A 12,856-nucleotide genomic window follows, 5' to 3' on the forward strand; every position below is an offset into this window, starting at 1 on the left:
CGAAGGCCTCCGGACATGTGAAGCGGTTCCTCGACAGCTCCACTTCACAACCAGAGGCCTTCACCTGTCTTCACGACAGGCCGTCACCCGCCCAAACCGGGACAACGTCCCTGGACATCACAACTAGATCCCCGAGGCTCGAAGTCGAGGATCAGGTGTAGCCAGAACGTCAACCATCACCTGAAGCCCGACATCGAGTTGACCCCGGCCGGATTCCGGGTGAGGGTGATCACATGGAACTGGACGGGGTGCCGCTGACCAACCTCGACCAACCTCTCTTCGAGGGGGCGACGAAGCGCGACCTGGTCGACTACCTCGACAAGGTCAGCGCGCTGTTCCTGCCCGAGCTGCGCGACCGCCCGCTGTCGGTCATGCGGGTGCTGCGCGGGCAGGGGCCGTTCATGCAGAAGAACGTCCCCAAGTACACGCCGGACTTCGTGCGGACCGTCGCGATGTGGGCCGAGTCGTCCCATCGCGAGGTGAAGTACGCGCTGTGCGACGACCGGCGCACGTTGCTGTGGTTCGGCAACCAGCGCGCGGTCGAGTACCACCCGCAGCTGTTCCGGGTGGACCGGATGGACTACCAGACCCACCTGATCATGGACCTCGACCCGCCGGAGGGCTCGGACTTCTCCGCGGTCGTGCGCGCGGCGCACCTGGTCCGTCAGGCGTTGACCGCCGACGGGCTGGACAGCGCGGTGAAGACCAGCGGCTCCAAGGGAGTCCACATCTTCGTGCCGCTCGAGCCGCAGGCACCGGACGACGTCGCCGCCGCCACGCGCGCGATCGCCGTTCGCGCGGAACGGCTCGACCCGTCGATCGCGACCACCGCGTACATCAAGGAAGAACGCGAAGGAAAGGTCTTCCTCGACTCCACCCGCGCGTACGGCGCGACGGTCGTCGCCGCGTACAGCCCCCGGTTGCGCCCCGGTGTGCCGGTGTCGTTCCCGGTGCCGTGGGAGTCGCTCGACGACGTGACGCCCGCCGACTTCACGCTGCGCACGGCACCACTGGACTCGGCGCCTTCGTGGGCGGACCTGATGCCCGCCAACCAGAAGCTGCCGGCCGACCTCGTCGAGGAAGGCCACACCATTCCCGTCGCACGGGTCGTCGCGATGCACGAGGGCAAACGCCGCAAGCGCGCCCGTGAGGCGGAGTCATGAGCCCTGGTTCGAAGAGTCCCGCCATCGAGCTGGAGGTGGAGGACCGCACGGTGCGGATCTCCAACCCGGACCGGGTGTACTTCCCGAAGCGCGGCGAGACGAAGCTCGACCTCGCGAACTACTACCTGTCCGTCGCGGACGGCATCGTGAACGCGTTGCGCGAACGGCCGTGCATGCTGCACCGCTTCCCCACCGGCGTCACCGGCGAGAAGGTGCACCAGAAGCGCCTGCCGCACGGCGCACCGCCGTGGGTGCAGACCGTGCGCGTGCACTTTCCCCGGTACAACCGGCACGCCGACGAGCTGACCGTCACGCACCCCGCCGACGTGATCTGGGCCGTGCAGATGTCCACAGTGGAGTTCCACCCGTGGAACTCGCGCCGCGCGGACACCGAGAAACCCGACGAGTGGCGCATCGACCTGGACCCGATGCCCGACTGCCCGTGGTCGACGGTGCAACGCGTCGCGCACGTGGCGCACGAGGTGTTGTCGGATCTCGGTGCGGTCGGCTGGCCGAAGACCTCCGGTGGCCGCGGCATGCACATCTACGTGCGCATCGAGCCTTCGTGGGGGTTCCAGGACGTGCGGCGCGCCGCGCTGGCGTTCGCCCGCGAGGTGGAACGCCGCGCGCCCGACCTGGTGACCACCGAGTGGTGGCGCCGCGACCGCGATCCGAGCGCTCTGTTCGTCGACTACAACCAGAACGCCCGCGACCACACCATCGCCGCCGCGTACTCGGTGCGCGGCAACCCGATGGGCACCGTCTCGACGCCGATCCGCTGGGACGAGATCGACGACGTCGAGCCCGACGACTTCACGATCGCGACCGTGCCCGCCCGGTACGCGGCTCTGGGCGACCTCCACGCGGGCATCGACGAGGCCGTGTTCTCGCTGGAGCCTTTGCTGGAGTGGGCCGACCGCGACGGGTCAGTCCCTGATGAGCCGGTTGTGCCACCCGACGAGTAGCGGCGGCACGACCAGCTCGACGCCGAGCAACCCGAAGATCATGGGGTGCGGCGTTCCGGCCGCGACCAGCGAGATGAGCCGCGCGATCCCGCCCGCGAACACCACAGCCGACACGCCGCGCACCACCAGCTTCGCCTCGCGCACCTTCGGCACCGCGCTCAGCAGCACCAGCCCCAGCGCCAGCCACGACACGGCGAAGAACCGGTAGTTGCTGTCCGCACTGGGTGTCGCGCTCTCGTTCCCCGGCAACGCGGCCGGCCCCAGTACGACTTCCAGCAGTCCGGTGGCCACGATGAACAACCCCGCCGCGATGATGACTACCTTGAATGCCTTCATCTGATCCCCCAATCACGGTCAGAATACTCGCGTGACCACTGAACGAATCCCGCCACCGCTGATCGCCGACGAACGCGAGATGCTGCGCAAGTTCCTCGACTTCCACCGCGCCACGCTGGCCATGAAGTGCGACGGTCTGTCCGATGAGGACCTTCGGCGGCAGTCCATGCCACCGTCGACCCTGTCGCTGCTGGGACTCGTGCGGCACATGGCCGAGGTCGAGCGCACCTGGTTCCGCCGCGTCATCAACGCCGAGGACGTGCCGTTCGTCTGGTCCGCCGTGGGCGACTTCCAGGAGGCTTACAACGCCGAAGGCGCCACGCGGTCCGAGGCGTTCGCGGCCTGGGAGGCCGAGGTCGAGCGGTCGCGGCGGATCGAGCTCGAGGCGCCTTCGCTGGACGTGACCGGGTATTTCCCCCGGTGGGAGGCCGATGTGTCCCTGCGGCTGGTGATGCTGCACCTGATCCACGAGTACGCGCGGCACAACGGGCACGCCGACTTCCTGCGCGAGGGCATCGACGGCGTCACGGGAGCGTGAGCGTGGAGTTCTTCTGCCACCACCGCGATCGGCGGATAGCCGTCGTGAACTGAGCAGCTGCCGACCTGGGCACATGAGGCTTGGCGGAGCAGACCGTTCGATCGCATCTCACCTTGACGTCCGCGGCCTGGGAACCTCCCGTCTGGGCCACCTTGTTCCGGGCTCCGCCCGACACGAGGCGTCCCTCCTCCGTCGGGGCGCCTCGTACCGAGCCATCTGCCGCGGCAGTGCGGTGGTCCGATCCGCCGCTCACCTTTCGCGGCTCAGCTCACCGAGGACGCGCGTCAGCACACGCCCTTCGACGTCAGCACGTGCCGCAGGGCCTGATCCATCCGGGCCGCGGGCAGCTCACCCGATGCGAGCGCCTGCTCGAGCCGGGTGAGCACCTCGGTCACGTGCCCACCGGACGACCACAAAGCGATGTCCGCCCCGGACGTCAAGGCCCGCAACACGGCCTCGGGCAACGGGAACCGCGCGCTGACGGCCTTCATGGCACCGAGGTCGTCGGTCATCACGAGCCCGGAGAAGGCGAACTCCTTGCGCAGCAACTCGTAGGTCGACTGACTCAGCGTGGCGGGCAGGTCACCGGTCAGCCCCGGCACCACCAGGTGCCCGACCATCACCGCGGCGGGCCCGTAGGCCGCGATGTCGCGGTAGGGCACGAGGTCGTTGCCGCGCAACTGCTCCAGCGGCGGCGTGGTGACCGTTCCCTGGTGCGAGTCACCGCTGGCGTTGCCGTGTCCGGGGAAGTGCTTGAGCACGGGCGCGACGCCGGACGCGCGCAACCCGGCGGCGAACGCCGAGGCGTAGGTGCGCACCACGGCCGGGTCCGCGGAGAACGAGCGGTCGCCGATCACCGTGTTGTCGGGCTGCGGGCTGGTGTCGAGCACGGGCGCGAGGTCCATGGTGACACCGCGGGCCTTCAGCGCCTCGCCGCGCTTGCGGGCCAGTTCCTGCACGGCGGGCGGCGCCATGGTGGCGGTCATCCGCCGGGCGCTGGGGATCTGGCCGTCGAGCATCTCGATGCGCTGCACGCGGCCGCCCTCGTCGTCGACCGCGACGGTCAGCGGCACCTTGGCCGCGGCGTGCACGGCCTGCAGAGCGCCGTTGGACAGCAGGCCGGGGTCGTCGCCGCCGATGAAGATGCCGCCGATCTGCTCCCCCGTCACCAGCGCCAGCGAGTCGGCGGGTCCGGTGGGGTTCACGCCGACCATCACGAGCTGCGCGAGGCGGGCACGGGGCGTCAACGCGGCGATCGGGGCCGCGCACTTGTCCACCGGAGGCGCCGCGGCCGTCGCGCTAGGAGAAGACGAAGAAGACGTGGGCAGCGACACACCTGGCGCAGCACCACCTCGACCGGACACGACGGTCGGCGTGTAGAGCAGTGCCGCGACCAGCGCGCCGGTGGCCAGCACTACTAGCAGTGCCGGAGTGCTGAGCCTGCGCGCGTTCACATGTCCCACCGTAACCCGTTCGGCTCAGCTGGCTCTGGGGATGTCCGCCCACACCGTGGTGCCGCCGTGCCTGCGGTCGACGCCCCAGCGGTCCGCCAAGCGTGCGACCAGCATCAACCCGCCGCCCTTGCGCGGGCTGGCGGTCGAGTGGCGAGCGACCTGGCGGGTGCGGGCATCGTGCACGACCTCGACCCTGATGCCGTCGCGGGTGCTGGCCAGCCGCAGGCGCGACGGGTCAGCCGTGTACCGGTATGCGTTGCTGACCAGCTCGTTCACCACGAGCAGCACGTCGTCGACGCACTCGGGCGGCTCGGCAGCGAGCTGCACTCGTGCCCACCGGCGCACCTCCGACAGAGACGGCCGGTGGCGACCGAGCGACAGCTCTTGTTCAACGCGGGCTGCTGCTTCGCGCCGCACCATCACCCCTTCGCCGCAGGTTCCACCGGTCGGGGGAAGGATTACCCGCCGTACGGAGGCGTTAAACCTGCCGAGCACCGATCAGCCCCGCTGTTAGAGTCCGGATCATGGGCAACTCCGTCCTCGTCGCGGAGGACAACGTGATGCAGGCCGACATGCTCGGCCGCTACCTGCGCCAGGAGGGCTACCAGGTCCGCATCGTCCACGATGGACGTTCAGCGATCGACGAGGTGCGCAGGAACGCGCCGGACCTGTTGATACTGGACGTGATGATGCCGAAGGTGGACGGGCTCGACGTCGTGCGCGTGCTGCGCGCGGAGACCGGGATCCCGATGCTCATGCTCACCGCGAAGTCCACAGAGGACGACCTGCTGCACGGGCTCGACCTCGGCGCGGACGACTACGTCACCAAGCCCTACAGCCCGCGGGAGCTCATGGCCAGGGTGCGCACGCTGCTGCGGCGCGTCCAGCGGCACGCCGCGTCCACCGCGCTCACGGTCGGTGAGCTGGTCGTCGACCTGTACGGCCACGAGGTGCGAATGGCCGGGCAGCTCCTCGAGTGCACGGCGTCGGAGTTCCGGATCCTGCAGACCATGGCCGAGGCGCCGGGCCGCGTGTTCAGCCGCGCCCAGCTGCTCTCCGCGGTGCACGGGCTGGACGGGTTCATCACCGAGCGCACCATCGACGCGCACGTCATGAACCTGCGCAAGAAGATCGAGACGACCCCGCGCCAGCCGGTCTACCTGCTGACCGTGCACGGTGTCGGCTACAAGCTCGTCGACGGCAGTGGCCGGTAGGGCCCCGCTGCGGCACAGCCTGCTCGGCCGGATGCTGGCCGCGTCGGTGCTGGTCGCGATCTGCTCGGTCACGGCGACCGCGTGGCTCGTCGCGCAGAGCACGTCGACGGCCATCCGCCAGGAGCTCGGCAACGCGGTGGCGAGCGACTCCCGCACCTACCAGTCGCTGCTGACCTGGGCGGTCGAGCACCGGACGTGGGACGGCGTGCCGGTCACGGGCCTCGCCGAGGCCCGGATCGTCCTCACCACCGAGGACCGGCGGCTCATCGCGGACTCCGGTGGCCGCGCGAACACCGCCGAGCTGCCGCAGACGCCGTCCGCGGTGATCACGCCGCTCGCGGTCGACGCCAAGCTCGGCCCCGAGGTGCCGGCCGATCGCGTCGATCCCAGGGTGGTGGGCCCCTTCGCGCTGACCACCGAGCAGCAGGCGGCGCTGAACGAGGACGCCCAGCTGTACCTCTCCCGCTGCGTCGGGCCGCGGGCGGCCGGGCCGCTGCCGCACGCGGCGAACGGCCGCCCGATCGTCGAGATCGACCGAACGGTCTCCGCCGAGCTGACCCCGGCCTGCATCGAGGCGGCGACCAGGCTGACCACGACGACCGCCGGGGAGTCGGCGGCGTTCGCGCAGCTCGAGGACCTGTTCAACGCCTGCCGCACGCAACGCGGCAGGCCACCGGCCGAGCTCGGCCTCACCGGATCGTGGGAGCCGTCGTCGGACGACACCGACTGTCTCGGCGAGGCCCGTCGCACGCAGCTCAAGCCGTTCGTGGCGCCGACCGCGCTCCTGTTCGTCACCGACCCGGCGGGCAGGACCACGCAGTCCACCGTGTTCTCGATCGACGTCAGCCGGACCGTGCTGGTCGCGGCCGTGGTGCTGCTGCTGACCGTGGGCGTGAGCGTGCTGGTCGGGCTGCGGCTGATCCGTCCGCTCGGCACGCTCACCGCTGCCGCCGAACGCATGCGGAGCGGCGAGAACGAGCCGGTCGAGATCCGCTCGCGCGGCGAGATCGGGCAGCTGGCGCGGGCGTTCAACGACATGGCCGAGCACCGCGCCCGCACCGAGGCCCAGCGCAAGGCCATGACCAGCGACGTCTCGCACGAACTGCGCAACCCGCTCGGCACCATCCGCAGCTGGCTGGAGGGCGCGCGCGACGGTGTCGTCGAGCTGGACCGGGCCCAGCTGGACGCGCTGCTGAACGAGGCGCTCGTGCTCCAGCACCTGGTCGACGACCTGCAGGACCTGGCGATGGTGGACGCGGGCGAGCTGCGCCTGCACCCCGAACCGGTCGAGCTGCGCGACGTGTTCGAGCAGCTGGTCGCCGCGCACCCCGCGGTCACCGCGTCCGGCGGCGGACGCGTGCGAGCGGATCCGGTGCGGCTGCGGCAGATCCTCGCGAACCTGGTCACCAACGCGCTGCGCTACACGCCACCCGGCGGCACGGTCCGGCTGTCCGCGCAACGGATCGGCGACCGGGTGCGGATCGAGGTCGCCGACACCGGCATCGGCATCGCCGCCGACGACCTGCCGCACGTGTTCGACCGGTTCTGGCGCGCCGACCGGTCGCGCACCAGGGAAACCGGTGGCAGCGGGCTCGGGCTGGCGATCGTGCACGGTCTCGTGCGGGCGCACGACGGCACGATCAGCGTCGCGAGCACCGTTGGTCATGGGACGAAGTTCACCATCGAGCTACCGGCAAGCTGAGCGAACACCGTCCGCACATTTTCCTCACAACTGCTCGGCACGATCCCCGGCATGATCCCCAAACTGGTCGCCGCCGCCTCCCTGTTGCTGCTGGCGGCGTGCTCTCAGCCCGCCGCGTCCACGGCGAACGTGGCCTCACTGAACAGCTCCGGCGCGTCGGCACCGTCGAGCGCCACTGCCACCAGCGGCAGCACCGAGCAGCCCCGGCTGCGGATGGACATGTCCGACGAGGAGAAGAACCGGCTGTTCGAGGCGCACACCGCGTGCCTGAAGGAGAAGGACCCGAAGGGCACCGGCAACGGTCCCGGTCCTGCGGGCCAGCGCCAGTACAACGAAGAGGCGTGGAAGGCGTGCGCCTCGAAGTGGCCGCTGCCGCCGTGGGAGATGGACTCCAAGAACCCGACGTTCGCGGACAACTGGCACAAGAACGTGCAGTGCCTCAACAGCAGGGGCATGAAGGTCATCGAGACCGAACCGGGCAGCTGGACCTACGACGGCGAGCAGACGCTGAGCGCCGAGGAACGCACCAAGATCGAGAACGAGTGCCAGCAAGAGGTCTTCGGGGGCCGCAAGTGAGGAAGTGGGTCCCCATCACCGCCGTCGCGGTGCTGGCCGCGGGCGGTGCGCTCGCGTTCACCCTGACCACCCGCGCCGAACCACCACCTGTCCAGCCACCCGCCACACCGAAGACGGTCGCGGTGGTCAAGACCGACCTCGCCGACAGCCAGGAGTTCAAGGGGGAACTGGGTTTCGGTGCCGCGCAGCCGGTCAGGGGACGCAGGCCCGGCACGGTCACCTGGCTGCCCGCGCCCGGCGCGGAGATCGACCGCGGTCAGCCGCTGTACAAAGTGGACAACGGGGCGGTGCCGCTGTTCCTCGGTGACACCCCCTTGTGGCGCAAGCTGGACAAGGTGGGCATCAAGGGCCCGGACGTGAAGCTCGTCCGGGACAACCTGGCCGCGCTCGGGTACAAGAGCGGCGGCGCGGGTGACGAGTGGACGCAGGGCGCGATCGACGCGGTCAAGCGGTGGCAGAAAGCGGCGAAGGCCGAGGAGACCGGCGTGGTCGACGCCGGTGACGTGGTGGTGCTGCCCGGCAAGGTGCGCGTGCAGACCGTCACGGCGCGGCTGTCGTCGCCGGGTGACGGCGAGCTGATGTCGGTGACCGCGCCGGGCAAGGCGGTGTCCGCGTCGGTCGAGACGTCGCAGGTCGAGGTGTTCGCGAAGGACGCCAAGGTGACGATCATTCTGCCCAGCGGCACCGAAACGCCCGGCACGGTCCGCTCGGTGAGCTCGAACGTCGTCGAGGAGAAGAACGGCGAGAAGTCGACCGCGAAGACGGCCGTCGACATCGGCCTCGACGACCTCGCGGCGGTCAGCGGGCTCGACTCCGGACCGGTGCGGATCAAGATCTCCCGCGCCGCGAAGCAGGGCGTGCTCGCGGTGCCCGTGACGGCGCTGCTGGCGCTGCGCGAGGGCGGCTACGCCGTGCAGGCCGAGGACGGGTCGATGCTCGCGGTGAAGACCGGCCTGTTCGCCGGTGGCCTGGTGGAGATCAGCGGCGGCGGCCTGCGCGAGGGCCTGAAGGTGGTGACGACGTCATGACACCGGTCCTGCGGATCACCAACGCCGTCAAGGAGTACGCCGGCGGTGTCCGCGCACTCGACGACGTCTCGCTGACGCTGTCGTCCGGCGAGGCGGTCGCGATCGTCGGCCCGTCCGGTTCGGGGAAGTCGACGCTGCTCAACCTGCTCGGCACGCTCGACCGGCCGTCCAGCGGCACGGTCGAGCTGAACGGCGTGGACGTGTCGTCGCTGCCGGACCGCAGGCTGTCGGCGTTGCGCGGCCGCCAGATCGGGTTCGTGTTCCAGCAGTTCCACCTCACGGACGGGCTCAGCGCGGTCGACAACGTCGCCACTGGACTGATGTACGCGGGCGTGAAGCGCAAGTGGCGCAAGGCGATGGCCGTCGAGGCGCTGACCAGGGTCGGCCTCGGGCACCGCGTCGAGCACCGCCCGCACGAGCTGTCCGGCGGCGAGAAGCAGCGCGTCGCGATCGCCCGCGCCCTCGTCAACCGGCCTCGGCTGGTGCTGGCCGACGAGCCGACCGGCGCGCTGGACACCGCGACCGGTGACGCCGTGCTGGACCTGCTCGTCGACCTGCACGGCGACGGCACCACGCTGGCCGTGATCACGCACGACCGCGAGGTCGCCGCCCGGCTACCGCGCCGCGTCGAGATCCGCGACGGCAAAATCCGATCGGACACACGCACATGACCACACCACCCCGCGTGAGCCCGACCGACCTCCTCCAACTCGGCCTCTTCCCCTTGCGCACCAGGCCACTGCGCGCCGTGCTCTCAGCACGCGGCATGTCAACCGGCAACACCGTGCTCGACCTGCACAACAACCACACCACCCACGCCGCGAACACACACCACCGCGAGGTCGCCGCCCGACTACCGCGCCGCGTCGAGATCCGCGACGGCAAAATCCGATCGGACACACGCACATGACCACACCACCCCGCGTGAGCCCGACCGACCTCCTCCTGCTCGGCCTCTTCCCGTTGCGCACCAGACCGCTGCGCGCGGTGCTCTCAGCACTCGGCATCTCGATCGGCATCGCGACGCTGGTCGTGGTGACCGGCATCCCGGCGTCCAGCAGACAGGCGCTGATGGACGAGTTCGCCGCGCTCGGCACGAACCTGCTGCGCGCCGAGGCCACCCCCGGCCAGACGTCCGGCGCAGACGCGTCGATGCCGTCGGACTCGGTCGCGATGGCGAAGCGGATCGGCCCGGCGGAGCAGGTCGGCGCGGTCGCGAACACGCATGCGATCGTGCGGCGCTCCGACCAGATCGCGGACTCGGAGACGTCCGGGCTGACCGTCCTCGCGTCGTCGTTGAACCTGCTCGACACGCTCAACGGCCAGGTGCACACCGGCACGTTCCTCACCGAGGCCACCGAGCGGTTCCCGACGGTCGTGCTCGGCAACGTCGCCGCCACGCGGCTCGGTGTCACCGACGTGACCGGCGCGCCGCAGGTGCGGATCAACGACCGGTGGTTCACCGTGATCGGTGTGCTGGCCCCGATGCCGCTGGCGCCGGAGGTGGAGCGCGCCGTGCTCGTCGGCTGGCAGGCCGCGCGCGACGAGCTGGGCTTCGACGAGCGGCCGACCGTGATCTACCTGCGCGCCACCGAGTCCGCGATCGACGACGTGCGCGCGGTGCTGCCCGCGACGCTGCACCCGCAACGGCCGTCGCAGGTGCGGGTGAGCCGCCCGTCCGACGCGCTGATCGCGAAACGGCTGACGCAGAACACCTTCTCCGCGTTGATGCTCGGACTGGCCGGCGTCGCACTGCTGGTCGGCGGCATCGGGGTCGCGAACACGATGGTGATCTCCGTGCTGGAGCGCAAGCGCGAGATCGGGTTGCGGCGCGCGCTGGGCGCGAACCGCGGGCAGGTGCGGGCGCAGTTCCTCACCGAGTCCGTCGTGCTGTGCGTGCTGGGCGGTCTCGCGGGTGTGCTGCTGGGCCTGCTCGGCACGTCCGGCTACGCGGCCGGGCACGGCTGGCCGACCGTGATCCCGCTGGACACCGTCCTCATCGGACTCGGTGCCTCCATCGCGACGGGCGTCCTGGCCGGCGTCTACCCGGCGGTCCGCGCCTCGCGGCTCACCCCGACCGAGGCGCTAGCGGCTCCCTGACCTGGTGTAGCGGTGCTTCACGCCGACCGGGAAGTACTCCGGGTCGCCAGCAGGCCGCAGCGCGACGTGCGGCAGCTGGCGATCCGGAGGCACGTAGTGGGCGAACTCGCTGTTCAACCGGAGGAGCTGCGTGCGGATGGACGAAGCGATCACGGCCGCGTCGCCGGTCTGACCGGGCGCCAGCTCGACCGTGACGCGCAACGACGTGTCGCGGTCGGCGTCCTCGACGGTCTCCAGCACGAACTTCCCCGTCACCCACGCGCTGACGGGTGACTGCTCCAGCCCGACGGTCACGTTCTCCGGGTAGATGTTGGCACCGAAGAACGACACGGTGAACAACGACCGCCCGAACACGTACACGAACGGCTGCTCAGGACCGGGCTCCGGCGTGAAACCGTGACGAGCGCAGAACTCCATCATCTCCGCGTGAGGAACCACACCGCCCTCGTCGGCGATGTCGTAGCGGATGAGCGGGATCCCGTTGTCCCCGCTGAACATCAGCGTGCCTTCGTGCGCCTCGAAGTACCGGTGCGCGGGGTCGTACTGCACGAGCGTCGGCAGCCGTGGCGAGCCGAAGAGTGACTGCGCCACACCAGGATTCGAAGCGAGGAACCGCCGGATCGACACGCTGGTGGGCGTCTCGTTGCCGAGCACACCGGCGTCCGCCGTGCCGTACAGCGACGCGGACGAGCGCAGGGGATCGCCCATCCCGGCGCGTGCGCCGACGAGCGTGCGCCACTCCTCGCTGAACACCTCGCCGGCGAGCACGAGCTTGATGTCGTAGGCGCCCCAGTCGAAATCGGCGGTGTCGATCACGTCCTTGATGAACGGCGGGTAGCCGAGCAGCACGACCTGGTCGACGTGCGGCGCCAGCAGCGGCAGCACGCGCAGGATCTCGGCCTTGTTGTTGCCGGGCGCGACGCTGGTGATCGGATGCCCCGCGGCGGACAGCTGCCGCAGGCACGCCAGCGTGTACAGGCCGCCGACCCACGTGCCGAGCGGGAAGCACACGACGGCCAGTGTGCGGCGGACGTCCGCGCGAAACCCGTCCACCAGCACCTGCGCGAACCTGGCGGTCACGGCGACCTCGTCGGCCAGCGAACGCGGCCAGATGGTCGGCGAGCCCGACGACCCGGACGACACCGCGATCATGTCGCCCAGCCGTCCGTCGCGGCACAGGTCGGGCAACGGGTGGCGGCGGTGGTAGTTGTCCTTGGTGAGCACGGGCAGGCGCTGGAAGTCGTCGAGGGTCCGGATCGACGCCGGGTCGATGCCGTGCTCGCGCAGCAGCGAGCGGTACGCGGGAACGGTCGACGCCACCTGCCGGAAGAGCTCGAGCATGCGGCCGACCCTAGTGAACCGGGTACCGTGCAGTATGGGGCTACTCGACGGAATCATGGGCAACGCGTCGCGCATCGACCCGGCCGCGGCCGTGAAGGAGTTCGGCAGGCTGCTGGCTCAGGGGGAGCAGGTGCACGCCGCCTATCAGCTGGTGCGCGACTCGTTCCTGTTCACCGACCGGCGGCTGATCCTGGTCGACAAGCAGGGGATGACCGGCCGCAAGGTCGAGTACCACACGATCCCGTACCGGGCGATCACGCACTTCAGCGTGGAGACGGCGGGCACGTTCGACCTGGACGCCGAGCTGAAGATCTACCTGTCCGGCTCGTCCACACCGATCCAGAAGCAGTTCGGCAAGGGCGTCGACGTCTACGAGGTGCAGGCGCTGCTCGCCACGTTCGTCGCGCGCTGACCTCCGAGGAAACGTTTCGGTCCCCGA

The 12,856-nt window shown here is 70.2% G+C and carries 15 protein-coding genes; 11 read left to right on the forward strand and 4 right to left on the reverse strand.

Translation table 11 applies throughout. The annotated features are described in order from the left end of the window. Window positions 1-233 precede the first annotated feature (233 nt). On the forward strand, window positions 234-1,163 hold the full coding sequence (locus FKR81_RS31480; protein ID WP_146357507.1) for a DNA polymerase domain-containing protein: 930 nt from the start codon (window positions 234-236) through the stop codon (window positions 1,161-1,163). Then, on the forward strand, window positions 1,160-2,128 hold the full coding sequence (gene ligD / locus FKR81_RS31485; RefSeq protein ID WP_146357509.1) for a non-homologous end-joining DNA ligase: 969 nt from the start codon (window positions 1,160-1,162) through the stop codon (window positions 2,126-2,128). Before FKR81_RS31480 ends, ligD begins: the two co-directional genes overlap by 4 nt. Here ligD and FKR81_RS31490 read toward each other — a convergent pair. Continuing rightward, entirely contained in the window at window positions 2,090-2,464 is a 375-nt protein-coding gene (locus FKR81_RS31490) for a DUF4345 domain-containing protein (RefSeq protein WP_146357510.1), read from the reverse strand. The genes ligD and FKR81_RS31490 overlap by 39 nt on opposite strands. A gap of 31 nt (window positions 2,465-2,495) precedes the next feature. On the opposite strand from FKR81_RS31490, the gene FKR81_RS31495 reads away from it, so the two are divergent. Next, window positions 2,496-3,002 carry a DinB family protein gene (locus FKR81_RS31495; protein WP_146357512.1) on the forward strand — a complete coding sequence of 169 codons (507 nt, stop codon included), beginning with the start codon at window positions 2,496-2,498 and terminating at the stop codon, window positions 3,000-3,002. A 284-nt stretch (window positions 3,003-3,286) separates the two neighbouring features. On the opposite strand, the gene FKR81_RS31500 is transcribed toward FKR81_RS31495, so the two are convergent. Both FKR81_RS31500 and FKR81_RS31505 read right to left on the reverse strand, forming a co-directional pair. Further along, window positions 3,287-4,456, reverse strand: coding sequence for a glycoside hydrolase family 3 N-terminal domain-containing protein (locus FKR81_RS31500; protein ID WP_146357514.1), 1,170 nt, complete (start codon window positions 4,454-4,456; stop codon window positions 3,287-3,289). 24 nt (window positions 4,457-4,480) lie between these two features. Next, entirely contained in the window at window positions 4,481-4,876 is a 396-nt protein-coding gene (locus FKR81_RS31505) for an ATP-binding protein (RefSeq protein ID WP_146357516.1), read from the reverse strand. A gap of 104 nt (window positions 4,877-4,980) precedes the next feature. Here FKR81_RS31505 and FKR81_RS31510 point away from each other — a divergent pair, with 104 nt between their 5' ends. From FKR81_RS31510 to FKR81_RS31535, 7 genes are read left to right on the forward strand one after another with little or no spacing between them, the layout of a single operon-like run. After that, the gene (locus FKR81_RS31510; protein ID WP_146357518.1) at window positions 4,981-5,670 is read left to right on the forward strand and encodes a response regulator transcription factor; all 690 of its coding nucleotides are present in this window, start codon (window positions 4,981-4,983) and stop codon (window positions 5,668-5,670) included. Next, a complete protein-coding gene (locus FKR81_RS31515) occupies window positions 5,660-7,372 on the forward strand; it encodes a sensor histidine kinase (protein ID WP_222598466.1) in 1,713 nt (570 codons plus the stop codon). Before FKR81_RS31510 ends, FKR81_RS31515 begins: the two co-directional genes overlap by 11 nt. A 51-nt stretch (window positions 7,373-7,423) precedes the next feature. Continuing rightward, window positions 7,424-7,948 (forward strand): hypothetical protein, encoded by a 525-nt coding sequence (locus FKR81_RS43870; protein ID WP_186763278.1) that lies wholly within the window; start codon window positions 7,424-7,426, stop codon window positions 7,946-7,948. Then, the gene (locus FKR81_RS43875; RefSeq protein ID WP_186763279.1) at window positions 7,945-8,976 is read left to right on the forward strand and encodes a peptidoglycan-binding protein; all 1,032 of its coding nucleotides are present in this window, start codon (window positions 7,945-7,947) and stop codon (window positions 8,974-8,976) included. Before FKR81_RS43870 ends, FKR81_RS43875 begins: the two co-directional genes overlap by 4 nt. Next, on the forward strand, window positions 8,973-9,647 hold the full coding sequence (locus FKR81_RS31525; protein WP_146357520.1) for an ABC transporter ATP-binding protein: 675 nt from the start codon (window positions 8,973-8,975) through the stop codon (window positions 9,645-9,647). Before FKR81_RS43875 ends, FKR81_RS31525 begins: the two co-directional genes overlap by 4 nt. Before the next feature lie 14 nt (window positions 9,648-9,661). Beyond that, window positions 9,662-9,886 carry a hypothetical protein gene (locus FKR81_RS31530; RefSeq protein ID WP_146357522.1) on the forward strand — a complete coding sequence of 75 codons (225 nt, stop codon included), beginning with the start codon at window positions 9,662-9,664 and terminating at the stop codon, window positions 9,884-9,886. Beyond that, window positions 9,883-11,076, forward strand: a complete 1,194-nt coding sequence (locus FKR81_RS31535; protein ID WP_146357524.1) for an ABC transporter permease — start codon at window positions 9,883-9,885, stop codon at window positions 11,074-11,076. Before FKR81_RS31530 ends, FKR81_RS31535 begins: the two co-directional genes overlap by 4 nt. On the opposite strand, the gene FKR81_RS31540 is transcribed toward FKR81_RS31535, so the two are convergent. Next, complete coding sequence (locus FKR81_RS31540; RefSeq protein ID WP_146357526.1) at window positions 11,062-12,417, reverse strand: phenylacetate--CoA ligase family protein; 1,356 nt, start codon at window positions 12,415-12,417, stop codon at window positions 11,062-11,064. The two genes, FKR81_RS31535 and FKR81_RS31540, sit on opposite strands and share 15 nt — an antisense overlap. A gap of 34 nt (window positions 12,418-12,451) precedes the next feature. Between FKR81_RS31540 and FKR81_RS31545 the strand changes: the two genes are divergently transcribed. Then, window positions 12,452-12,829, forward strand: a complete 378-nt coding sequence (locus FKR81_RS31545; RefSeq protein WP_146357528.1) for a PH domain-containing protein — start codon at window positions 12,452-12,454, stop codon at window positions 12,827-12,829. Window positions 12,830-12,856: the final 27 nt, after the last annotated feature.

The sequence above is a fragment of the Lentzea tibetensis genome (assembly GCF_007845675.1).
GTDB lineage: Bacteria > Actinomycetota > Actinomycetes > Mycobacteriales > Pseudonocardiaceae > Lentzea > Lentzea tibetensis.

Bases quoted from the DNA above. Each gene is read 5' to 3' on its own strand.
- FKR81_RS31525 (WP_146357520.1), top strand. From the start codon at position 8,973: ATGACACCGGTCCTGCGGATCACCAACGCCGTCAAGGAGTACGCCGGC.
- FKR81_RS43870 (WP_186763278.1), top strand. From the start codon at position 7,424: ATGATCCCCAAACTGGTCGCCGCCGCCTCCCTGTTGCTGCTGGCGGCG.
- FKR81_RS31490 (WP_146357510.1), bottom strand. From the start codon at position 2,464: ATGAAGGCATTCAAGGTAGTCATCATCGCGGCGGGGTTGTTCATCGTG.
- FKR81_RS31535 (WP_146357524.1), top strand. From the start codon at position 9,883: ATGACCACACCACCCCGCGTGAGCCCGACCGACCTCCTCCTGCTCGGC.
- FKR81_RS31480 (WP_146357507.1), top strand. From the start codon at position 234: ATGGAACTGGACGGGGTGCCGCTGACCAACCTCGACCAACCTCTCTTC.
- FKR81_RS31510 (WP_146357518.1), top strand. From the start codon at position 4,981: ATGGGCAACTCCGTCCTCGTCGCGGAGGACAACGTGATGCAGGCCGAC.
- FKR81_RS31505 (WP_146357516.1), bottom strand. From the start codon at position 4,876: ATGGTGCGGCGCGAAGCAGCAGCCCGCGTTGAACAAGAGCTGTCGCTC.
- ligD (WP_146357509.1), top strand. From the start codon at position 1,160: ATGAGCCCTGGTTCGAAGAGTCCCGCCATCGAGCTGGAGGTGGAGGAC.
- FKR81_RS31545 (WP_146357528.1), top strand. From the start codon at position 12,452: ATGGGGCTACTCGACGGAATCATGGGCAACGCGTCGCGCATCGACCCG.
- FKR81_RS31540 (WP_146357526.1), bottom strand. From the start codon at position 12,417: ATGCTCGAGCTCTTCCGGCAGGTGGCGTCGACCGTTCCCGCGTACCGC.